This window comes from Ktedonobacter racemifer DSM 44963, from assembly GCF_000178855.1.
Classification (GTDB): Bacteria; Chloroflexota; Ktedonobacteria; order Ktedonobacterales; family Ktedonobacteraceae; genus Ktedonobacter; species Ktedonobacter racemifer.
Window position 1 is genome coordinate 1,156,474 of the sequence record NZ_ADVG01000004.1, and the last position, 21,995, is coordinate 1,178,468.

Here is a 21,995-nt window from a genome sequence, read left to right on the forward strand (position 1 = left end):
CGGGCAGTGCTCGACCCTCTCCTACTATTATTTTCGCCCTTTTTTCTTGTGTGATGAGGTAGCTATAAGGCATACTTCTATAAGGCATACTTAGAGTAGTGGCGACACCGCTAACCGCACAGAGAAAGGATAACGACATGAGTTCTCTACCCCCTCCCTCTTCATATGGGCTACAGCGCCAGTTTCAGGTCTATATGGCTGGCCTGCAAGGTCAACGCCCCAGTCTACCAGTCAATCCCGAAGCCCTGGAGCAGGCCGCGAATAGGGCAATGACGCCCGAGGCCAGTGGCTATCTCAATGGTATGGCGGATAGCATGCGTGCCAATCTGGCAGCCTTTCAGCGCTGGCGCATCGTTCCTCGCATGTTGCGCAATGTGGCGGAGCGCGATCTAAGCATCCAACTTTTCAATAAGCGCTATCCAGTTCCAGTCTTGCTCGCGCCTATCGGTGTCCAGTCGATTGTCCATACGGAAGCCGAAACAGGGACCGCACGCGCGGCAGCCTCGGTTGGCCTGCCCTTTATCTTCAGTACAGCCTCCTCGACGCCGCTCGAACAAGTGGCACAGGCGATGGGCGATGCGCCACGCTGGTTTCAGCTCTACTGGAGCAAGGACCCGGAATTCAACCAGAGCATTGTTCAACGAGCGGAACGAGCCGGGTGCGAGGCTATTGTAGTTACGCTTGACACATATCTCCTGGCCTGGCGCCCCTCTGATATTCAAAACGCCTATCTCCCCTTTATCCTGGGCCAGGGCATTGGCAACTATCTGAGCGATCCTGCCTTCCGCAAGGGCCTCTCACAGCCGCCCGAGGTCAATCCCCAGGAGGCCATTCAGCGCTTCCTCGCTATTTTCACCAATCCCTCGCTGACCTGGCAGGACCTGGCTACCCTGCGCCAGCAGACGAAGCTTCCCATCCTGCTCAAGGGCATTCTCCATCCCGATGACGCGCGCAAGGCCATCGATTCCGGCATGGATGGTGTGATCGTTTCCAATCACGGTGGCCGCCAGGTAGAGGGTGCCATTGCCTCGCTCGACGCGCTCCCCGCCATCTCCGAGGCGGTACGGGGAGAAGTTCCCATCCTCCTCGATAGCGGCATCCGGCAGGCATCAGATGTGCTTAAAGCTGTCGCTCTGGGAGCACAGGCCGTCCTCCTCGGGCGTCCCTACATGTGGGCATTGGCCCTGAATGGCGAGCAAGGTGTTCGCGAACTACTGGCCAACCTGCTTGCCGACCTGGACCTCACCCTGGCCCTCAGCGGCTACGCCTCCTTTGCCGAGGTAGATACCAGCGCCGTCGTACGCCTATAAAAGAGAGGAGGAGGAGTTTGTAAACGTATATTTATAAACCCCTTCGCCCCTTCTTTTAGAAATGAGGTAGACTCAATGACGATAGACGTTTTAAGCGATTATGAACGCTTATTTCTCCTCGATGACGAGGCATTGGATAGGCGCTACTCAATTTATCGCCACTTACAGGATAGGCAACCCATTCTCTGGAGTGAGCGATTACAGCGCTGGATCGTTACCCGCTATAGTGAGACCAGGGCCGCGCTCCGCGATCCACGCCTCTCCAATGAACAGCTCCCCTCCGTCCTGAAACAACTTCCCGAGGAGATACGCGCCTCGCTCAACGATGATAATCCCCTGCTCAGGCAGGCAAACAAGATTATGATGTCGCGCGACGATCCCGATCACGCACGCCTGCGCATGTTGGTCAATCATGCCTTTACTCCGCGTATGATTGAGCATCAGCGCCCCTTAATTGAGCGCCTATCGCATGACCTGCTGGGCCAGATGGAGCAACAGGAGCAACCAGATTTCATTCGTAACTTCGCCATCCCCCTACCCATTATGGTAATCGCGGCCCTGATCGGCATTCCCTATGAGGCATTGGGACAGATCAAACAGTGGAGCGACGCCGGAGCGGATTTCCTGGGCAAGTCCACGGATACGCTGGAGGTGTTTTTCCGCATGGCGAGCGCGGCCATTGAGTTTAACGCCTTTATTCGCCCACACCTGGAGGAGCGCCGCCGCCAGCCGAAAGACGATCTCTTAAGCGCGCTCATCAATGCCGAGTCCCAGGGCGATAAGCTCTCAGAGGATGAATTGATCGCGAACGTCTATCTTCTGCTGGCGGCTGGCAATGAAACCACGACCAATCTGATGGGGAATGGCCTCTGGGCACTCCTTACCCATCCTGAGCAAATAGCCCTGCTCCGCCAGCAGCCAGGACTGATTAACGCGGCAGTTGAGGAGATCCTGCGCTTTGAAAGCCCCTCGCAGATTACGGGACGCCATACCAAAGAGGCCATCGAGATCGTGGGCCAGCACATCGGACCCGATCAGAGCGTTATGCTGGTCCTTGGCATGGCCAACCGTGATCCATCACAGTTTGCCAATCCCGATCACTTCGATATCCAGCGCCAGGAGAACAAACATATCGCCTTTGGCCTGGGAGGCCACTACTGCCTCGGCGCGCCCCTGGCGCGCCTGGAGACCCAGATCACGCTGCCTATCGTGATTGAGCGCTACCCCAATCTGCGTCTCGCCAGCCAGAAGGCCCACTGGCGCAAGAATCCAACCTTCCTGGGCTTTGAAACACTATCGATCACACTCCAGTGACTTCTCGCCACTACGTGGCTCGCTGGGTAATAGTGTGTGGTGGTGGCGTGGCTCTGCCACGCCACCACCACACACTATTACCCCTAAGTAGGGGCAGAGCTTGCGAGGCCTCTTCGCCACATCCGGGTGAAAAGCATGACCCCTACAGCTGTTCGCTGACCTGGGTGATAAGTTGTTCGAAGGTCACACCTTGCAGGAAGGTGGTGACTGGCACGGTTATCTTCAGGTCGGAATTGATGCGATTCTTGAGTTCGACGGACATGAGCGAGTCGATGCCCAGGCGGTTGAGTTGCTGCTGCGCGTCAAGCTTGAGCGAGGTGTGGCCCAGCACACGGGCGATCTGCGCGCTGAGGTACTGGCTGAGCGTCTCCCGACGCTCCTCGTCATTGAGATCGGTCAGTACCGCGCGCGTCACGCCTGCGTTCTGGATTCCGCTGGCTTCCTGGGCCTGGGCTTCTGCGACCAGGCGCGTGAAGAGTGAGGAATTGCGGAGATCAGGATAAAACTGACTCCACCTGGGCAAGTCAAAGGACATGACGCCGACCTGCGGTGGACTCTGGCGCAGCAGGCTCCCCAGGACTGCTAGCCCCTCCTTTGGCTTCATGCTGGCAAAGCCACGAAAGTCCAGGCGCTCTCCTCGATCACCCTTTGTCGCCTGGCCGATCTCGCCCCAACGCCCCCAGTTGATACAGAGCGCGGGATACCCCTGCCGCCTGCGGTAAAAGGCCAGCGTATCAAGGAAGGCGTTCGCCGCGGCATAGTTGCCCTGTCCCGGCGAACCGATAAGCGAGGCTGCCGAGGAGAAGAGGACAAAGTAGTCCAGCGGGTCTTCCAACGTCAGGCGATGCAGGTTCCAGGCGCCATCAACCTTGGGAGGCATCACGCCCAGGAAGCGCTCCTGATCCAGTTGCAGAAGAATGCTGTCATCCAGCACAACGGCGGAGTGGAAGACGCCACGCAGGGGTGGCATAGTCTGGCGTACCTCGCTGAGGGCGCTCGCCACTTGCTCTTCCAGGGCTACGTTCACCTGCATAACCCGCACACTGGCACCCTGACTCTCCATAGCTTGAATGGCCGCACTGGCCTCTTCGCCAGGAGCACGCCTTCCCATAAGGACGAGATGGCGCGCTCCCTGCTCGACCATCCACTGCGCGCTCCGCAGGCCGACGCCACCCAGGCCTCCCGTCACCAGGTAAGTCCCATCAGCGTGGAAGTGTGATTGATTCGCCGTTTCCGGCTCCGCCAGGGTGGCATGCGCTAGGCGCGCCAGGTAGCGCCTCTCGCCGCGCAAGGCCACCTCGTCTGCGTCGGCATCTGACCAGATTTCGTGGAAGAGCGCCTCAATGGTGTGCTCGTCGGCTGTGGCGGCAAGGTCTATGAGCGTACTTCGCAGGTCCTCGTGCTCGTAGACGATGACGCGCCCCAGGCCCCAGAGCTGGCTCTGCACCAGCGCGCTTGAGGTGTCGCGTGCCTCTATTCCCTGAACGCCGCTCGTGACGATCCAGAGGCGCGTAGAGTGCTCGCCTTTCGTGGCGTTAACTGCCTGAACCAGGTGCAGCAGGCCGAGACTGGATCGCTCCATGTCGGTATAGAAGGCCTGAGCCGCCAGCTCTTCACTGGCTGATTTCGTTCCCAAACCCCAGAGATAGACGATGCCAAGCACATGAGTACCATATGCATCATAAACCTCGTGAAAGAGCTGGTGGAAGTCAGCCGCCGAGGTCGCTGCCAGCTCGTAATGCCCCATATCTATCTGGCTATAGGAATCACCAGGAGTAACAGTGAGGCAACGCGCTCCAGAGGCTCGCAGGCGCTCAGCCAGCGATTGTCCTGGTCCTTCTGGCTGGCCAAAAAGTAGCCAGGTGCGCGGCTGTGCTGGCTGTTGCACGGCGTTCAGAGCCTGCTCTTCCCATTCAATAGTGTAGAGCAACTGGTTGAGGCGCTGGCGCATGAGATCCTGCGAACCGCTGTCCAGCGACTGCAAGCGGAAACCCAGCACCTCCAGTAAGACCTGGCCCTGCTCATCCAGCAGGAAGATATCTCCCTCCAGCATACGGGGATCGCGATTCTTCTCCATATCTACAAGCGCATGCGACCACAAGCTGGTCCCAGAAACGGGCCGCTGGTAATACTTGATACGCCTGGCTTCGACCGGGACATAGCTATCATCATTCTCCTCTGGTAGGAAGGGCGTGATCGCCTGGAGAATTGAGTCCATCAGCGCCGGGTGAAGCTGGTAACCAGCCATATCGTAGACCACATCTTCTGGCAGCGAGAGGTGCGCCATAACCTCGCCAGGGCGTCGCCAGACATGCGTCACGCTCTGGAAAGGCTCACCGTGTTGAATGCCACGGTTACGCAATCCCTGATAGTAGATCGGCGCCTCCATGGCTAAGGTCCAATCACGCTGCGCCTCTTCGGGAATTGGATGCATCACACTTTCAGGGGCTAGTGCCTCCTCTATGCGATGCACGGTAACCCTGGCGTGCTCACTCCAGGTGCGCGCCTCACTGCTCTGTCCCGCCTGAGCACTGAAGAAACGTAGCTCCATGTATCCCGACTGTTGTTCGGGGGCCATAATAAGCTGGAGCGTGAAGGGGGGCACGCCTTTGGGGAAGAAGAGCGCCTGCTTTAGTTCCAACGCCTCCACCAGGAACTGCTGGGGACCAAAGATCTCTGTGGCCGCCGCCAGGGACAGTTCAATATAGGCCGCCCCCGGTAGCACTGGTACATCATAGACCCGATGCTCTCCCAGGTAGGGGAGGATGTCCGGGCCAATCTGGGTGGTCCAGAAATAGGTGTCAGGGTGAAGCGCCGACTGTGTGCTCAGTCCCAGTATCGCATGAGCCGTTGCGTTCCCGATGCCCTGATGCTGAACTGGCGAGCCATAGAAGTAGTGTTCGGCATTGGAGTTCCAGTAGCGCTGGCGCTGCCAGGGGTAGGTTGGAAGAGCAACATGCTGAACGCTTATGGGAAACAATCTGGCCCAATCAGGATCATACCCATAGGTATACAATATTCCCAGGGTTCCTAACAGGGCCGCGCGACCATCTTCCTCACGTCGCAGCGAAGCCAGGGCTAGACCGGGCATTTCGTACTCCTCCAGTGTCTGCCTGATGGCTCCAACCAGGATCGGGTGCGGACTCATCTCCATAAAGACATCAATACCCTCCGCCAACAATGCCCTGGTGGCTTGCAAGAACAGCACGGGCTGGCGCAGGTTATCCACCCAGTAGGGGGCCACCAATTCAGCGCCCTGAAGATAGGCACCGCTAACGGTCGAGAACATAGGTATCTGGGCCGGGCGAGGCTGCACACGCTGCATCAAGGCCAGCAGGTCATCGTGTAAGGGGTCCATCTGAGGGCTATGCGAAGCCACGTCCACGCGCACGAGGCGCCCAAAGATACCATTGCGCTCCAGCAGAGCCAGAATCTCGGTCAGCGCCTGGGGGTCTCCCGAGAGAACCGTTGAGTGAGGACTATTGCTTACCGCGACGGAGACGCGTCCCTGGTAATCGCGCACGAAGGCCTGCGCCTGGCCCATTGAGAGTTCTACGGCGGCCATCGCCCCCTTGCCACTGACGCGTAATAATAGTTGACTACGCGCACAGATAATCCAGGCCGCATCCTCCAGACTCAGCGCGCCCGCTACATACGCGGCCCCCACCTCGCCCATTGAGTGACCAACAACAACATCCGGTTCGATTCCCCATGAGCGCCAGAGGGCTGCCAGGGCCACTTCGATGGCGAAGAGTGTCGGCTGCACCACGTTGATCTCATCGAGTCGGGAATGCGCCTCGTCTGCCTGCAATTGTTCCAGCAAAGACCAATCGACATAGGTACGCATAACCCGGTCGCACTCCTCAATCATGGCTCGAAAGACCGCTTCGCGCTCCAGCAGATCGCGCCCCATTCCCAACCACTGCGAACCCTGGCCGGGAAAGATCCAGGCTACTCTGGGCCGCTGATCGTTGCGCTTACGCCCACTCATAATCTCCAGACCCGTCTCGCCGCGCGCAAACGCCTCAAGCTTCTGGCACATATCCTGGCGCGAGTGGTCAACGATTGCCAATCGTTGCTCAAAGTGTGAACGATGCTCGCTGGCTGTATAGCAGATGTCACGCAAGGCCTGGTCCGCGTATACCTCATCCTCGAGATGCTGAAGATACTTCGCCGCCAGATCTTGTAGCGCCTGCGTATTCTGCGCTGAAAGGGGCAGAAGATAGCTGGTCGGCTCAGCATCCGCCGCTAGTATGACAGGCTCGCGGACAGGAGCCTCCTCCAAAATCACATGCACATTTGTTCCGGCGATACCGAAACTGCTCACACCCGCCAGGCGTGGACCCTCGCTCTCGGGCCAGGGCGTCAGCTCCGTCGGCACCTTCAACGCGTAATCATCCCAGGGAATTTTTGGGCTGGGTTCTTGAAAATGCAGGTTGGGCGGGATCATCTTGTGCTTAAGGCAAAGTACGACCTTGATCAGGCCCGCGAGACCAGCGGCCCCCTCAGTGTGACCGATATTGGTTTTCACTGAACCTACCAGCAGCGGCCTGGCAGGTGAGCGACCAGCGCAAAGGACGCTGCCCAATGCATTGATCTCAACCGGGTCGCCAGCCTGGGTGCCCGTGCCATGTGCCTCGACATACTGCACCTGTAGCGGATCGAGACCCGCGTCCTTGTACGCCAGGCGCAGACCGGCCTGCTGTCCCTGTACGCTTGGCGCCATAAACAGGTCACAATGTCCATCATTATTAGAAGAACTACCACGGATGACGGCGTGAATCTGATCACCATCCGCCAGGGCCTTCTCAAGCGTCTTCAAGGCTACCACACCGGCCCCCTCGCTACGCACATAGCCATCGGCCCTGGCATCGAACGCCTTACAATGTCCATCGGGAGCCATCATGCGCCCTTGCGAGAAACCAATGGTATGATCGGGATTCAGGATAATGTTGACGCCTCCGGCCAGGGCCATAGTGCAGGCACCTGTACGTAAGCTCTGACATGCCAGGTGGACCGCGACCAGCGAGGAGGAGCAGGCGGCATCGAGGGCCACACTCACGCCTTGCAGACCGAGAGCATATGAAATACGGCCAGCGGCACCGCTGCGTGCATTCCCCGCCGTGCTATAGACATCGAGATCGGTTGGATTGCGGAACTGCCTATCCCAATAATCGCTAGTAATCACACCAATAAAGACTCCAGCAATCTCGTCACGCAGCTTTCCCGGCACCAGGCCAGCATTCTCTATCGCCTCCCATGCCACCTCGAGCAATAAACGATGCTGGGGGTCCATACGCGAAACTTCACGTGGAGAGAGACCAAAAAACGAGGCGTCAAACTGATCTACCTGGGCTAAAAAACCACCAAAGCGGCTCATCACTTTCCCCGGCGTCGCGGGACGCGAATCGTACACAGCATCCACGTCATACCGATCACGTGGTACCTCTGTAATCGCATCTCCACCCTCAGCCATTAAATTCCAGAATGCATCGAGGTTGGGCGCTCCAGGAAAGCGACAACCCATACCAACAATAGCAATCGCATTTCCGGGTGCGTTGGACAAAGTGGTACTCAAGCTTTAGATATCCTTCCTGGTTACAAGTCATAACGACTACTACTTGACGACTACTACTTTTCTTGTGTACTGCCGCTGTAACAAAGCAAACAGTTAACATACATCTTTGCATATAAGAATCTGCAAAGATGCAAACATATTTTAACTAAATTTTTATAGCAAAATATACTTACATATGCTATCTTATACTACAAATATGGCAATATCATAATAACATATTCCTAAGGAGGTAAGATCACTAACATAAGCTTTTCCATACAATTACCTTTACTGCTGATATGAAGACGAAAGAGAAGCGATCAGGAGCAGGCTAGTTTTTGCCATTTCTTGTCACAAAGAGACCATACGATACCTTCTTTGTTGATGGTATAAGACAGCTTATCCAGCGCATCCAGAGGAAAACGAAAGGAAAAGCTACTGTTTCGCCTGAAATGACTTTGCGCACACATCTCCAAAACACATCTGGCTGCTTTTGCACAACATACGAGCACCAAATTTATGCATTTAAATAGTGTGGTTGTTATGGAGGAAAGGCAGAGATGTAAGAAAGTCTGGCAGGTTGAAAAGTCCAACGCGTAAAGTTGGTATCGCACATACATAGTGCAAATTTTTAGATATAGAGCTTTTCAGGGCTTTATCGCACACAAAATGCTGCTTCGTGGAAGTGGCGCGAGCATTTTGAAGCTTGTTTTTTCTGCTCTATTGCTTGTTGATGATGATGAGGAGGTTCTTTGTGTCGATGTCCACTAATAGTCAGTCCCCTCAGGGTCGCTGGTCTCCTTCCGATCTAATTGAACCAGATGTGAAAAAGAAAAGCAGCCTGACCCAACGCTGGAACGAGCTGACCTCTATTCCTGATGCTCCCCCTGACGCCGACTTTGCCAGGCGCGAAAACGTGCGCAAATCGCAGATGACCAGCAATATCCTCTTCTTTTTCACGATCATGGTCATCTTTCTCTTGCCAGCTTGCTACATAGCTCCCTATCCATCCTACTTCTGGCTGGATATAGTGCTTAGCATCACCTGCATCATCGCTTTGGTACTGAACCGTAGGGGGATGTCGCTGACGGCGGGTCTCCTTGTGACAATTGGTAGTTTTACGGTACTTACCGCCGCGCTCTTCTCCAGCGTCCCCTTTGATGAGACGACCCTTCAGGGCTACGATATGTATGTGATCGTCGAACTGCTCGCGGTCTCGCTATTGCCCAGTCGCAGTATCTTCGTCGTCTTTGTCGCAGGTGTGGGCTGTACGCTGGCAACACTACTCTACATGCCACATACAGCAGTGCTACAACAGGATATCCATGATCGTCTCCTCATCATTGCGGCACGCCCGGTAGGAACGCTCCTACTGGTCGCGGGTGCGGCGTATATTCTCTCTACCACCATGACAACCGCGATTAAGCGCGCAGGGCGAGCCGAACTGATCGCGAAATTGGAGCACGAGTTAGCGGACCAGAAGGACGATCTAGAGGAAGGCATACAGCAGATTCTGGATACTCACGTCTCCGTCGCCAATGGAAATTTAAGCGCGCGCGCCCCTCTCAACAAGGATAACGTTCTCTGGCAGATCGCCCGTGCGCTTAACGTGCTGCTGGTGCGCCTGCAAAGAGCTGTGCAGGCGGAGAGAGAGCTTCAGCATGTTGAGCAGGCGATAACGCACTACGTAAGCGCGATCCAACAGGCTGAGGCACAGCGGAAGACTCCAACCCTTCCTCTGAGCCATACCAAGATCGATCCCTTGATCGCAGCCTTGCAAGGCCAAACCATCAACCGTGCCCATCTGCCTTCGCCTACACCTCCCCCCATGCCTATGCCCAGCCAGGGATGGTCACAGCGAACAACGTCATTTCCCCACTCCAAGTGAACGTGTAGGCGCGTACGTAAGCTACTTACGTACGCGCCTACATGTTTCCCGTTATGATGCATCCACCTGGCTTTGAGCACACAAAAAGCAATGCATCGGCTTTGATGCACTGCTTCGTCAACTCAAACAATTGACTGTTGGAGAAAAAAAGTGGAGATAATACAGGATTATTGTTGAGAATTTTTATTTGAGTGCTTGTTTAGTTTGGCTTCTAAAGCGGGTTGCTTTCTGCTTTTTTTGTAGAGGCTTTTAATGATTAAGTTTGGACAATATGAGTGGTTTTGTACTGTGATGTCGCTATAAAAGTAACTTCTCAAGGGTGGCTTGGTTGCGACATTGCCCTTGAGAAGTTAGTGCAATAAGTTCGATATATTTGATAACTTCGAAAACTTTGCTACTTTTCTGGGAGTCGATTAAGGATCTGAGCAAGCATACTTTCAATGGTATCAAAACGTTGATTGTTCTCTGTTCTCATAGCTTCAAGTTGATTTTCTATGTTTTCGACACGCCCCGTTAACGTCGCCAGGCGCTTGATTGAATCTTCTCCCAGTCCCTTAATGATTACCATTTCATAAGCCATATCACTGTAGGCTTTGATAGTCTCCGTTTTAAATTGTCTAAGGTCGAATTCAACCGTCCCTATTCGCTCTTCAGGTGTAGGCATAGGAAGTCTACCTTTCGCTAGGTGCCTGTTTCTTTTCTATCCTATGATACCATAAACTATCTATTTGTGTTCTTCTTGCCACTTAGCTAAAGCCTCTTTGTACTGGATGATAAATGGTATACCAGACTCTTTCACATCAATAACAAACGTGCGGCGTTCGGGTGTAAGAGGTTCTATCTCAGTAAATCCTGCGTGTCTCATGAGTCTGATTCCATCCGGCATGTTACTTCTAGCTGCAATGGTGTTAATGGTGATGCCTCTCTTACCAAAGTCTAAAATCAATTCGATGATACCACTGACTAACCTAGCTCCATAGGAATGTTTTTCCACCATACTGTAGCCAGGTTTTACGCCTATGGCATGGAGGTATAGGTCAATTGTGTTACCATCGACATCCTCTGCTATATCATCCTCTCCTATTTTCACTGGGATTGTTTGGCTTAGAACCTTTTCCAACCTTCCATTCTTCAACGGCATTGTAGCAGTGTAGCCGATGATCTGGGTGTCGTCTCTCAGCATATGATAGGTGTAAGGATTTTTTTGGAGAAGCTTCATGCGGTCCTTTACGGTTTCTCTACCGACACTAAAAAGGGCCTGACTGATCTCCATACACTCCCTCATTTCCTCTTCATTTGTCACCTGTAGGAATTGGGTAGTATTCCTCTTTCTGTGCAAGAGAAAAGCATTTAGTTCTCTGGCGAGCTGGTCCACATCCTCACGACGATATACACCCTGTTTTTTCCCTGGAGGGATAACGCGCGCCAAAGTTCCGTTGTTGACGTAGTTATAAAGTTGCCCGTCTGTTATTCCTAGTTTTTCCTTAGTTTGTGCTGCGGTGTAGTGAGTCGCTTCTCCCTTTTTTACCATGACTGTTCTTCCTTCCTTTTGATTGGATACCTTTGTCAAATTATAAGCCAACTTTGATAACTTTTCAAATTTACCTAATTTTTCCTTGACAAAAAGAATTTTGCCTATGTATAATCTTATTGAAGTTATTGAAGTTAGCAAAGTTACTAAAAGTAGGAGGCGCCTAGTGAAGCTTGATCGGGAAAATGTTTTGCTGATAGTGGCCGGGGCTGCATTGATGGGCCTGGTGCTCGCGTCTTGGGGGCCGTTGGTCCTGGCTGGGCATTGGGTCTTTCATGTGGCTCTGAGCGTTCATCTCCCTCTACTACCTTTCTAGCCTGGAGGTGTCATGGGCAAGAAAATGAACACGGATGTGCAATTTATCAAACGGGTGACTTGTAGCAAGTGTGGGCAGACTGCGCTTGAGGTTGGGAAGTCGCCTTTAGGTCGGACAATGTATCGCTGTTCTCGCGGGCATGTCTCTGTACGCTAGTGTGGTGTTGAGCTAAGGCTGGCACCTTAGCCCAACGGTTTGAGCGTTTGCAGTCGATTGTTGCTAGGCTCGATTTCATTTAGACATATCGGGCCTGGCCTGTCAACTTGTGCATCAAGGAAGGTGCGATATGTCTCGATTCATAAGCCTGTTCGGGTTGTTGCTTATCATTGGCGCTTTTACGGTTGGCCTGGCCTGGTACTCCTCTGCTCCTCTGGTCAAGCGTGTTGAGGCGAGTGGCAATGCTGGCGTGGTTCGTACGTCGTCCGATGCTGCGAACATTCTTGGTACTCCTAGCATCTCGGCGGCTTTCATTGACCAGGTGCTTACGCATTATGGTTCTCCTGCGGCTGGTACTGGTAAGGCGCTCTATGAAGATGGTGGCATGTACGGCATTGATCCGGCCTTTGCTCTCGCCTTCTTCTGGCATGAAAGTACGTTCGGCCTCTATGGTGCTGCTCACGCGACCAAGTCGCTTGGCAATATTATCTGCACGCCTGGCTATCCCTCTTGTCTTGGTCGATTCCGTGCCTACTCCTCCTGGGAGGCGGGTTACCTGGATTGGTTCCGCTTGCTCAAGTCGGAGTACTTACCTCGTGGTCTGACCACCGTTGACGCGATTATCCCGGTCTATGCTCCTGGCTCGGAAAACAATGTCCCGGCGTATGTCTCTGCGGTTAAGGCGATGGTGGCCGCGCTGCGGTCTGGTCGTATGGAGGTGGCGTGATGCTGGTTCGCTCTCGGCGTGCAGGTGTGGGAGCTAGTGCTCATCGTCACCAGTGGATCAAGGTTGTTGGCTCTGTCGGATTGTTTCACTGTAGCTCTTGTCTCTGTAGTGCGGTCTGTCCTGGGTGCCTGGGTGGGATGCCTGCGGGCCACGCTCCTGTCACCTGGTGTTCTCGTCATCGAAAACAGTTTCGTTAGTTGCGAAAAGGAGAAAACACTATGGCTGCGATTTTAACCGGTATCGTTCTGAACAAACGCCCTCTTTCTGGTGTGATTGAAGAAGGTGCTCGTAAAGGTGAAGGATGGCGTTTCCTCTCGATGGAAATTAATGACATGCGCTTTGGACGTGTCTGGTCCTGTCAGCTTCGTGGTGATGATCCCCAGTATGATGACCTCGAAGGTGCGGACCTGATCGGGCATAAGGTCAAGGTGACCGTTTCCGCGCAGACGGCGGGTGAGCGCACGCTCAAGGATGGGCGCAAGATCATGCAGATTCGTACCCAGGTCACGAACCTCAAGGACCTGGGTGTCCCTGCGGACGAGGACGAGTAGCGCGTTTCTGGTGGGCCTGCCTCCGGCTGGCTCACCTTTCTTTGTTGGTTTTACACATGCGTGCAAGGAGTGAACGCAATGCAACAAGAAGAAATGACTTCCTACCCTAACGAGACCCAGGGCGACAAGCTCACCTATGAAGACATGATGAAACGGCGTCGGATGGAACGTATTGAGAAGGCTCGCGTGGGCAAGCCCTTCCATGAGCGGGTGATGCTCCTGGGTCTGCGTGCCTGGCTCCTGCTCGGGCCGATTGCCTTTGTCCTGCTGACGGCTGCGGAAGTGGCCTACATTCTCACGCATCTGGTTGCACCTGGTGATCAGAATGGGCAGACCATCATCTGGGGCGGTGCGCTCTTCATTGAACTGGCCATGATGTTTACCACCTTCGGCCTGGGGATCATACGGCAAAAGGTGGCCGAACAGCGAGAGATTTACGGCCATGCGGACCCTTCGCAAGAACGAGCGGTCAAGATTGGTACGGGCCTCTGGCTCACCTTCGCGCTCATTAACATCATTGGGCAAACCTCGTTCCTCTTGAGTATCGTCCAGTCGACCCATGACCCCAACATGGGGATTATGTACCTCTTCGTGGCCTCGCGTGTGATTGGTTTCATCCTGGGTGATGCCGGAACGGCCTTCTTTCTCGGCCAGGTCGATGAGCATGATGTACGGCTCATGGCTCGGGCGGAACATGAGAAGGGCAAGCTCTATACAGAGCTGGCCGAGGCCGAGGGCAAGCGCAAGCTGCTGGAGGCTGAGGCTGATAGCAAAATCAAGATGATGGAGATCAAAGTCGAGCAAGAACGCGCTGATGCGGATTTCCTCGCCCAGATCAAGAAACAGGCTTTCACGCGCCTGTTGGAAATGTCGGGTGGTGCGCCTGGTGGTGCGTTGCCTGCGCCTGGTGCTGACCTGCCGATTACAGGTGAGTTTCAGACCTTGAGCGCTGAGGAGCAAGCGCCTGAGCGTCAACGGGTGCGCTTCCATCGCCTGGATAAGTAACAGTTTCTCTTTGAGCGCCACGCGCCAACGGTTCGGCCTGGTGTGTCTGGTTGCGGGGCGCTCATTCTCCCTCTGGGAGCGCCTTTCTGGTGATTGTTGAGGCATAACAAAAAGGTTATCAATAATGATATTCTCTCAAAGATCAATAGTAAATAACGTGGCTTGCGGTGCGGTGGGAAGGCATATCGCTAAAACGGGTAAGAGAGTTCACAAACGAAATGAGCAAGGTGATTTTACGTCTGGATGGCCGGGCGTCCGTATGAACGGCTCAGTGCGATTAAACGGTATATTTGGAGCTCAAAAAGGCACTTTCAAGGCATTTCTGCTTATTTCATCGCTTGGCACTTATTACTTTTGCTTATGGGTTGTTTTGCCTGAGAAAGGAGGTGATGCGGTGGCTTTCTCGCGTGATGACCTGGCGGTCCTGGTCAAGACGTGCATCGGGCGGCGCAATGACTATGCTGTCCAGCGGGAAGATGGCGGGTATCTGCGGGCAGGTCGCGCTATGACCTATGACCTGGTGGCGGCGCACCTGGCCGGGCAGGTCACGCTTGGAACCTATGTCATTGATGAGCAAGGCAGCTGCCGGTTCGCGGTCCTTGACTCGGATAAACGGGGTGGCCTGGTCGACCTGGTCGGGGTGCAAGAACGGCTTGCCATTGATGGGATAGCTTCCTCCCTGGAGGCCTCCAGGCGTGGGGGGCACCTGTGGGTGTTCCTGGCCTCGCGGGTGTCTCCCCTCCAGCTCCGGCGCTGGCTCTTGCCGTACTGTCCCGAGGGGATGGAGTTCTTTCCCAAACAGGATGACGCGCTGGCCGGGCCTGGCTCTCTGGTGCGCCTGCCTCTGGGAGTGCATCGCCTGACAGGCGAACGCTATCCCTTTGTGCTCCTGGATCGCTCTGAGGGGTTCCGTCGCCTGGTCCCGGTGGCCTCGGACGTTGGGGCCTCTCTCGCCTGGCTCTCGACGGTTCAACGGGTGACGCCGCCCGCGGCGATCACCTCTCCTGAACGCGAACACGCTGGAGACGCGACCAAGAAAAATACCCTTCAAAAAAACGCTGCGGTACTGACCCGCCCGAGTTCACGCATGACGATTCAACAGTGGTGTGCGCAACAGGACTCAGTGAGCATTATAGGGCGCTATGTGGACCTGAACGCCAAAGGGTTGGGGTTCTGCCCGTTTGGCTGGCATCACTCGGATGGCAAGGACACACGGCGCTCCTTATGGGTCTATCAGCCCAAAGGCTCCGATCTCTGTTGCTGGTACTGCCATGCCTGGCAGCGTGGCGGCTCGGTCTTTGATTTTCTGCGCCTGTATCACGGCCTGGAGGCGCGTGAGTTATGGCGACGCATTCAGGAAGGAGGGACTCTATGACAGAAGAGCACACGCTTGGCCGGCTCACTCTCTGGCACCAATACTCTTTAGTGGCACATTTCCAACATATTGGGCGCCTCTTTCTGAGCAATGCGTGCGATTGCCCTTGCTCATTTTTTCGATCTCTTACTCATAAACAGATGAATAACGTATACAGGGAAAAAAATACACATACATCCTACAACAATTTCATAAAGGGCCTGATTTCGGAAAATAAAATAACAAAGCCAAAAGATCACAGATGCCGTACTAAAAAACATTCCAATCCAAAAAAGGATGTCCGTTGCTTTCTTCATGAACATCGGCCTAAAAATCTTTCTCAATTCATTGATGAACTTTTGGCGCTCATTTTCTCACACTTCTTCTCAGCCTACAAGCTAGCTTCGCGCATCACGAATACAGTGGCACGTGGTGCTCTTCTGCCATTGCAAGCAAGGAGGTTTGTCTATGGCTCGCTATGATGTGGCGCTCTGGTCGCGCTGGCCGGACTACTTCCCAACCGTCACGGACATTGTTGAAGCTGAACAACCATATGAGGCGATTGAGGTGGTGATGGTGGCGCATGGGTTGGTAAAGGTTGCTCGTGCTGCGGCTCATTTGCTTGGGACGACGGATATCTGGCGCTATCGTGCGGTGCAGCTTATGGAGGACGGAATGGTTGGCTTTCCGGTTCATGAGTGAGGACATGCGGCGGGCGCGGTACCGTAAGTAAACCGTACCGCGCAATCTACATGGTTGGTTGGTTATTTTTCTTTCTCTTTCTAGCTAGTTGATATTGATAGTTCATTGCTCGTGCTTGGAGGAAGCTAACGAGATGAACGATAACTTCCATACATATGATGAGAATAACTGCTTTCAGTGGAGACGAGCCAAATCCTATTACGGCTACAGTGGTGAAAAGGGCGAGGGCGAAAATTTCTCTGATAACACCCATCCGTGTGATCTTGAAATTGACTCGCATGTTCTTGTTCTCCTTTTACTGATTGTTTTTGTTGGCTTTGGTCAGTGCATTTATAGTTAGTTTTTGTATTCCTATGCCAGCAAAAAGACATAAATGACACAAACACTCCATTATGAGCGCCAGGAATATTATCTCCTGTGGAGATGACCTATGTAAGTGGGGGAAAAAACTGATGAAAATGCCAAGTAGAAAGGTGATTTCTATAAGAGCAATGAATATTACGCTTTTAGCGGTTGGCAAGGTGCGCATTTCTTTTTTCTTCCTTTAGATCGGAAAGGAGGCGACTATGAACAAAACTGTAAAAGTGCTTGGGGCCTTTGTGGATACGCTTGTGCTTAATATATACCAAACCAGGGCAGATTTCCAAGTGATCAAAGGAAGTCTCGATGGTGAGCTTCTTGAGGAGCTAAAGGCTCTGAAGGAAAAAGCACAAGATGATGAAGAGCCTGCGGAGTCTCGCTTCGTCTTCTGTGGAGCTCCGTTGCTGATGACGGCCAAGGGCGGTGAGGGCTTTCAGTGGATCTTGAAAAACAAGCTGCTCACCCTGGCGGTCAATCGGAGCTCCAAGATGCAACTGATCGCGCAGGTGCGGTGCTCCTCTGAGTACCTGTGGAGTGTGCGCGACCTGGGCAAGGTCGTGCATGAGGTGTTTGGCTTCCTGGTCACCATCTTTGGGCAACGTATCAAGCTGCAAGTCTCGGCCTGCGACCTGGCGGCTGATGTGGTCGGGTTGCACCTGGGGACGCTTACAGACGTGAAACGCAATTTTGTGACCCGTGCGCAACTCACTGAAGAGCGGCCACTCTCCGAGGATGGCATGATTGATGGGCCTGATGGCATTAAGCAACGGTGGGGGCGCATCACGGGCCTCCCGTTTGGTGCTCGCAATGGGCATGTTTCGGCGCTGCTCTACAACAAACAGCATGAGATTAAATACAAGTCCAAGGAGAAGGAGTGGTTCTACGACCTGTGGCGCGTGGCGAAAGATGCAGAAACGGGCGAGCCATTGTGGGACGGGGAAGAGGAGGTATGGCGCGTCGAAATGCGGTTTAAGCGGCCTGCGCTCAATGAAATGAAAGGCGAGGACTTTCACGGGATCGATGATGCCTTTGACCTGGAAGAGCATCTGCCGGGCCTGTGGGCGTATGCCGTTGGGCACGTTGACGGTGGTGAAGATGGCCTTCCTGATGGCTGGCTGCGCTATGTCATTGCAACGGAGGATACCAACCGCTCGCGCTGGCCGGTGCATCCTGATTGGGAAGTCATCCAGGGCGCATTTCAACAGAGTGAGGAGCTGGAGGAGTCGGACTATGAACGTGAGGAATGGGAACGGGAAGAGCCGCTCCAGTTGGTTGATGAGGAGCTGGAGGCCCGGCCCTTCTCTACAGAGAAGAAGAAAGGGCGTCGGCCTGGTCGTCGCATCGTGGCGGCTGCTCACCCGGTGGTGCCTGAGTCCTTCACACTCAAACCATACATTCGCCAACGCAAGCGGGAGAAGAACATGCTGCGCCTAATCGCACAAATAGCGGGCTTGCTCATCACGTTGGAAGCCTGGCGGCAACCCTCGCATGAGGAACGGGATGTCTTCTCTGATCTCTCGGATACGGTGTCTTTTGCCTTCAACCATGTGGAGGAGTACTACGACGAAAAAGAGCGAGATTTTGAGAAAGAAGTCAAGAAGCGGCGTGTGCTTCTTAGTGTTGTTAAAGAATCTTCTCAGGTCGCATAAAGGAGGTGTGTTATGAAATATTCTAAGCGTCGCAAGCAAGAGGATAATGCTGCTAGTCTTCAACAAGATATTCAAGAAGCAAAAGAGGTGTCAAGGGCAACGCTTACATTAGATGATGCGCTCAGGATTTTTCTAAGTGCTCAACATGCTTCGGGAAATTCTGGGGCGACACATAAAGATTATCAAATTGCGGTAGGGAATGTATTCATCCGCTATATGAAGGAAACTTTAAACCGTGTTTATCTTGAGGAGATAGAGGAGGTAGACATTATTCTCTGGCTCTCACATCTGCGGGAGGCTACAAGTAAGTTTGGTCGTCCTTATAGTAGTCGCTCAATACAAACGTACTACCGTGATGTAGTTGTATTCTTTAAGTGGTTGGTAGCTCACAAGCATCTTAAGGAAAATCCTGCTGAAAATCTAAAACCAGTCAAGACAGAAAAAGCGCTTATTCGTGTCTTTACAGAAGATGAGCTAGTGAGATTAGATGCTGCTTGTGATCGTGCACCTAAAGGCAAGTCATTGACTCCTGATGAGCGTAAAGCGTTGTCTTCTCGTGATAGGGCATTTCTCTGGCTGCTTCTTTCTACAGGTATTAGAGTTTCTGAGGCATGTGGTTTATTGTTTGGTGATATTGAGTGGGATATGGGGATGATTTATGTGAGAGGGAAAGGTGCTAAGGAACGCAAGATACCTTTTGGGAAGATAGCACGCCAGCATCTAGATACGTATATTCGTTACTGGCGTGGCGGCACGACTAACCATGATGAGTATGTGTTTCTCAACGCCTGGGGTGCTCCTCTCAGAAGGTCTGCTGCTGAGTGCATTTTTACCAGACTAAAAAAGATAGCCGGTATTGATGATAAGAGAGTAAGTCCACATACATGCAGACATTGGTTTGCGGTTAACGCTATTAAAAATGGAGTGCCTAGTACAGTTTTGCAAGGCTGGCTTGGACACGAAACGCTCGAAATGATTAATACGTATGTGCGTTTGGCGGAACAAGATAACAGAGATTTGTATGTACGTTTCTCACCTGTAGATGCCTTGAAGATACATCACACAAGCAAGGATAAGCGTGGGCAATTGCGGGAGTGGCGTAAGTCCCGAAAAGGTAGGTAGAACGAATTAAGCTAGCACAATCATATAAATTGAGCTCGACTGAGGCATTGATAGTATTAATGTCTCAGTCGAGCTTTGCTGTCAATTGGCTTTATAACTGGCTTGAAATAGTGTGCTATTGTGTGGTGTAAGCCTTACTTAATACAGGATTAGTTAATCGCAATAACCCCCAGGGAGAGAAGCACACGTAGCGCCTCTTCGGTGACATTGGCCTGTAAAGGAACCTCCTTCTTCAAGGACTCAATATCCTTGCGGCTGTCAATCGCCTCATAGACGGTCGAAAGCATTAACTTCTGCTTCGCGGACCACCCTCGCAAGAGTTCAAGATCCAATGGCGCAATCACTTTCGGCACAGGCGTGTTATATGTGGCATGCTCAAAGGTATGCACGGCTTTCGCCGTCGAAGGCGGCGCTGGCAGGGGTGCAAGTTGCCAATCAAAGGGTCCGCGCTCGTCATCCACGGCAGCCAGGATAGTAGCCGAGATCGAGTGACGCCGACCCTCCCTGTCCTCAACATAAGAAGAGGTGACCTTCCCCTCAACCAGTTGAATATACCCCTTACACCGACCACGTACACCAGGAACATGCTGTAATTCCGCCCGGAGCACACCATTCTTTCGATAGCGCTCAAATAAGGTCAGACTAAAACGCAACCCGACACTTGCATCAATGTGTTCCTTACCCATGCCAAACCCTCTAACCAAAACTGTTCGACACTACTTCGATACATCAAATACCCTTGCTTCAAGCCAAGTATGACATGTAGCAGGCTATCTCTACCCCGTTAAACAGCCAGACACAACAAAAAGCGCCGCCAGGCGCAAACAACGCCGTCTCACCTGCTAAAATGAATGTAACATATTTGTATATATTAGTCCATTAAAGAAAAATGAATATTCCTCTTTTATATTCATTCAAAGATCATAAAAGGTTTAAACAGTAACAAGCTATTTCATATTTTTAGAGAATTTACGCTTTTTGATCAGCCTGCAAAGCCATATCAGAGCAGTCGCGACATTCTCATCTTGAGAATGTCAGCCATTAGCTAGATGTATTTTTTTTCATTTTACGGTGCAGAAGAAGCGCAATTTTCCCTTTGCAAATAGTAAGAAAGTCATGAGAACAGGTACTTTCTTCAAACTATATTTCATGTAGAAACCGTACTTCTCTTGATGTAACTGCCAAACATCTATCCTACAATCCCTTCTGCTGACCTCTGGCCGTGGTATTACTTTCTCTATGAACATTTTGTAACTTGTAGATGGCATGACGCTGCTTAAGTACGCGTTTACATATGCGACGTCATATGTAGACGCGTGCTTGGGCAGCGTCAGTTGGATACCCTCTATGCATTACCTGCAACCGCTGTGGTCGAGCCACGAACGCGCAGTTCCAGGGAAATAACCTCGCTATGCGGCTGTTCTAAAACTTCGAAATCGGCGAGTAAGACTTCTATCGCGCGCTTTCCCAGCGCAGCTGTGGGGATGGCGACCGTTGTAAGCTCTGGCGCGAGGGTTTGCGCGATGAGACCATCGCCAAAGCCGACAATTGAGAGCTGGCGTGGCACCTCCCACCCTAGCTCAGCCGCCGCTTTATAGGCTCCAATCGCCAGCAGGTCATCGTCACAAAAAATCGCCGTGGGTGGCTCGGAGAGATGCAGCAGCTTGCGAGCCGCCTGAAGGGCCGACGCAGGATTGAGAGCCGCACGTGCGGTATAGCGTGCCTCCAGGACAAGACCACGGAGCGCCAATTCCTGCTCATAGGTGCGCTGGCGCTGGCGAAAGGTCTCCACATCGACATCTGCCGCCAGGTGCGCAACCTGGCGATGACCAAGCCCAAACAGATGGCGCATAGCCGCCTGCGTCCCGCCAACGATGTCCAGGCTCAGCGAAGAGAGGCCAGTCCAGGTTTCATCCACAATAACGGCACGTGAACGCAAGATGGCGATATCCATATCGCCAGGCGGGCGAACCGCGCATAAGACAAAGCCTTCAATAGAATGCGTGGTCAGAGCGTCCATCACGACACGCTGCCACTCCTGGTCCTCACCTGTACTGACCAGGATTACAGTATAGTCATGCAACCTTGCGGTCTGCTCGGCCCCTTTCAACACGGCGGCAAAGAAGGGATTGCTCACATCTGGAATAACAAACGCGATAATGTTGGTATGTCCAAGGCGCAGAGTGCGCGCCACCGTGTTGGGGCGATATCCCATCTCCTCGGCTATACGCAAGACTTCCTGCTGCGTCTGAGGAGAGACGCGCCCCGATGCTTTGCCCGCGAAGACAAGCGAGACGGTCGATTGCGAGACACCCGCTTTACGCGCGACATCGACGCTGGTAATACTCCTGCTCTCTTTTCCTCGTACCATAATACCCCTTCTCTTACTTTAAGATGTGCTCATTGTAGCGCAAAGTTCCCTCAGAACCAACTACCTCTCGCGCCTCCCTCAG

General features: G+C 53.1%; 16 protein-coding genes. 11 read left to right on the top strand and 5 right to left on the bottom strand.

Going from position 1 to position 21,995, the window contains the following annotated elements:
* Positions 1 to 137: 137 nt before the first annotated feature.
* Entirely contained in the window at positions 138 to 1,310 is a 1,173-nt protein-coding gene (locus KRAC_RS46725; RefSeq protein WP_007919316.1) for an alpha-hydroxy-acid oxidizing protein, read from the top strand.
* Positions 1,311 to 1,385: 75 nt separating this feature from the next.
* Positions 1,386 to 2,624: a cytochrome P450 gene (locus KRAC_RS46730; RefSeq protein WP_007919319.1), complete on the top strand. Its 1,239-nt coding sequence runs from the start codon at positions 1,386 to 1,388 to the stop codon at positions 2,622 to 2,624.
* A gap of 142 nt (positions 2,625 to 2,766) precedes the next feature.
* On the opposite strand, the gene KRAC_RS46735 is transcribed toward KRAC_RS46730, so the two are convergent.
* Entirely contained in the window at positions 2,767 to 8,202 is a 5,436-nt protein-coding gene (locus KRAC_RS46735) for a type I polyketide synthase (RefSeq protein WP_007919320.1), read from the bottom strand.
* A 739-nt stretch (positions 8,203 to 8,941) separates the two neighbouring features.
* On the opposite strand from KRAC_RS46735, the gene KRAC_RS46740 reads away from it, so the two are divergent.
* Complete coding sequence (locus KRAC_RS46740) at positions 8,942 to 10,069, top strand: hypothetical protein (RefSeq protein WP_007919321.1); 1,128 nt, start codon at positions 8,942 to 8,944, stop codon at positions 10,067 to 10,069.
* A gap of 394 nt (positions 10,070 to 10,463) precedes the next feature.
* Here the strand turns inward: KRAC_RS46740 and KRAC_RS46745 are convergent, their stop codons facing one another.
* Together KRAC_RS46745 and KRAC_RS46750 are read right to left on the bottom strand one after the other, a co-directional pair.
* On the bottom strand, positions 10,464 to 10,733 hold the full coding sequence (locus KRAC_RS46745; protein ID WP_007919323.1) for a hypothetical protein: 270 nt from the start codon (positions 10,731 to 10,733) through the stop codon (positions 10,464 to 10,466).
* Positions 10,734 to 10,793: 60 nt separating this feature from the next.
* Positions 10,794 to 11,600, bottom strand: a complete 807-nt coding sequence (locus KRAC_RS46750; RefSeq protein ID WP_007919324.1) for a MerR family transcriptional regulator — start codon at positions 11,598 to 11,600, stop codon at positions 10,794 to 10,796.
* Positions 11,601 to 12,202: 602 nt separating this feature from the next.
* On the opposite strand from KRAC_RS46750, the gene KRAC_RS46760 reads away from it, so the two are divergent.
* The 8 genes from KRAC_RS46760 to KRAC_RS63945 all read left to right on the top strand — a co-directional run bounded on the left by KRAC_RS46760 (position 12,203) and on the right by KRAC_RS63945 (position 19,542).
* A complete protein-coding gene (locus KRAC_RS46760; protein WP_007919327.1) occupies positions 12,203 to 12,799 on the top strand; it encodes a glucosaminidase domain-containing protein in 597 nt (198 codons plus the stop codon).
* A gap of 218 nt (positions 12,800 to 13,017) precedes the next feature.
* Complete coding sequence (locus KRAC_RS46765) at positions 13,018 to 13,350, top strand: hypothetical protein (protein ID WP_007919338.1); 333 nt, start codon at positions 13,018 to 13,020, stop codon at positions 13,348 to 13,350.
* Positions 13,351 to 13,428: 78 nt separating this feature from the next.
* Positions 13,429 to 14,355, top strand: coding sequence for a hypothetical protein (locus tag KRAC_RS46770; RefSeq protein WP_007919339.1), 927 nt, complete (start codon positions 13,429 to 13,431; stop codon positions 14,353 to 14,355).
* Positions 14,356 to 14,749: 394 nt separating this feature from the next.
* Positions 14,750 to 15,730 carry a TOTE conflict system archaeo-eukaryotic primase domain-containing protein gene (locus KRAC_RS46775; protein WP_040447271.1) on the top strand — a complete coding sequence of 327 codons (981 nt, stop codon included), beginning with the start codon at positions 14,750 to 14,752 and terminating at the stop codon, positions 15,728 to 15,730.
* Positions 15,727 to 16,191 (top strand): hypothetical protein, encoded by a 465-nt coding sequence (locus KRAC_RS46780; protein WP_007919341.1) that lies wholly within the window; start codon positions 15,727 to 15,729, stop codon positions 16,189 to 16,191. The genes KRAC_RS46775 and KRAC_RS46780 overlap by 4 nt, the downstream gene beginning before the upstream one ends.
* Positions 16,178 to 16,411, top strand: a complete 234-nt coding sequence (locus KRAC_RS46785) for a hypothetical protein (protein ID WP_007919342.1) — start codon at positions 16,178 to 16,180, stop codon at positions 16,409 to 16,411. Before KRAC_RS46780 ends, KRAC_RS46785 begins: the two co-directional genes overlap by 14 nt.
* A 566-nt stretch (positions 16,412 to 16,977) precedes the next feature.
* Positions 16,978 to 18,420 (top strand): hypothetical protein, encoded by a 1,443-nt coding sequence (locus KRAC_RS46800; RefSeq protein ID WP_007919346.1) that lies wholly within the window; start codon positions 16,978 to 16,980, stop codon positions 18,418 to 18,420.
* Positions 18,421 to 18,432: 12 nt separating this feature from the next.
* Entirely contained in the window at positions 18,433 to 19,542 is a 1,110-nt protein-coding gene (locus KRAC_RS63945) for a tyrosine-type recombinase/integrase (protein ID WP_007919348.1), read from the top strand.
* A 149-nt stretch (positions 19,543 to 19,691) separates the two neighbouring features.
* Here KRAC_RS63945 and KRAC_RS46810 read toward each other — a convergent pair whose 3' ends face one another.
* Positions 19,692 to 20,228 carry a hypothetical protein gene (locus KRAC_RS46810; protein ID WP_007919350.1) on the bottom strand — a complete coding sequence of 179 codons (537 nt, stop codon included), beginning with the start codon at positions 20,226 to 20,228 and terminating at the stop codon, positions 19,692 to 19,694.
* A gap of 659 nt (positions 20,229 to 20,887) precedes the next feature.
* The gene (locus tag KRAC_RS46820; protein ID WP_007919352.1) at positions 20,888 to 21,913 is read right to left on the bottom strand and encodes a LacI family DNA-binding transcriptional regulator; all 1,026 of its coding nucleotides are present in this window, start codon (positions 21,911 to 21,913) and stop codon (positions 20,888 to 20,890) included.
* Positions 21,914 to 21,995: the final 82 nt, after the last annotated feature.

Excerpts from the sequence above, each read along its gene's own strand:
- KRAC_RS46810 (WP_007919350.1), bottom strand. The coding sequence starts at position 20,228 with ATGGGTAAGGAACACATTGATGCAAGTGTCGGGTTGCGTTTTAGTCTG.
- KRAC_RS46820 (WP_007919352.1), bottom strand. The coding sequence starts at position 21,913 with ATGGTACGAGGAAAAGAGAGCAGGAGTATTACCAGCGTCGATGTCGCG.
- KRAC_RS46730 (WP_007919319.1), top strand. The coding sequence starts at position 1,386 with ATGACGATAGACGTTTTAAGCGATTATGAACGCTTATTTCTCCTCGAT.
- KRAC_RS63945 (WP_007919348.1), top strand. The coding sequence starts at position 18,433 with ATGAAATATTCTAAGCGTCGCAAGCAAGAGGATAATGCTGCTAGTCTT.
- KRAC_RS46765 (WP_007919338.1), top strand. The coding sequence starts at position 13,018 with ATGGCTGCGATTTTAACCGGTATCGTTCTGAACAAACGCCCTCTTTCT.
- KRAC_RS46785 (WP_007919342.1), top strand. The coding sequence starts at position 16,178 with ATGGCTCGCTATGATGTGGCGCTCTGGTCGCGCTGGCCGGACTACTTC.
- KRAC_RS46725 (WP_007919316.1), top strand. The coding sequence starts at position 138 with ATGAGTTCTCTACCCCCTCCCTCTTCATATGGGCTACAGCGCCAGTTT.
- KRAC_RS46740 (WP_007919321.1), top strand. The coding sequence starts at position 8,942 with ATGTCCACTAATAGTCAGTCCCCTCAGGGTCGCTGGTCTCCTTCCGAT.
- KRAC_RS46760 (WP_007919327.1), top strand. The coding sequence starts at position 12,203 with ATGTCTCGATTCATAAGCCTGTTCGGGTTGTTGCTTATCATTGGCGCT.
- KRAC_RS46745 (WP_007919323.1), bottom strand. The coding sequence starts at position 10,733 with ATGCCTACACCTGAAGAGCGAATAGGGACGGTTGAATTCGACCTTAGA.
- KRAC_RS46800 (WP_007919346.1), top strand. The coding sequence starts at position 16,978 with ATGAACAAAACTGTAAAAGTGCTTGGGGCCTTTGTGGATACGCTTGTG.
- KRAC_RS46780 (WP_007919341.1), top strand. The coding sequence starts at position 15,727 with ATGACAGAAGAGCACACGCTTGGCCGGCTCACTCTCTGGCACCAATAC.
- KRAC_RS46750 (WP_007919324.1), bottom strand. The coding sequence starts at position 11,600 with ATGGTAAAAAAGGGAGAAGCGACTCACTACACCGCAGCACAAACTAAG.
- KRAC_RS46770 (WP_007919339.1), top strand. The coding sequence starts at position 13,429 with ATGCAACAAGAAGAAATGACTTCCTACCCTAACGAGACCCAGGGCGAC.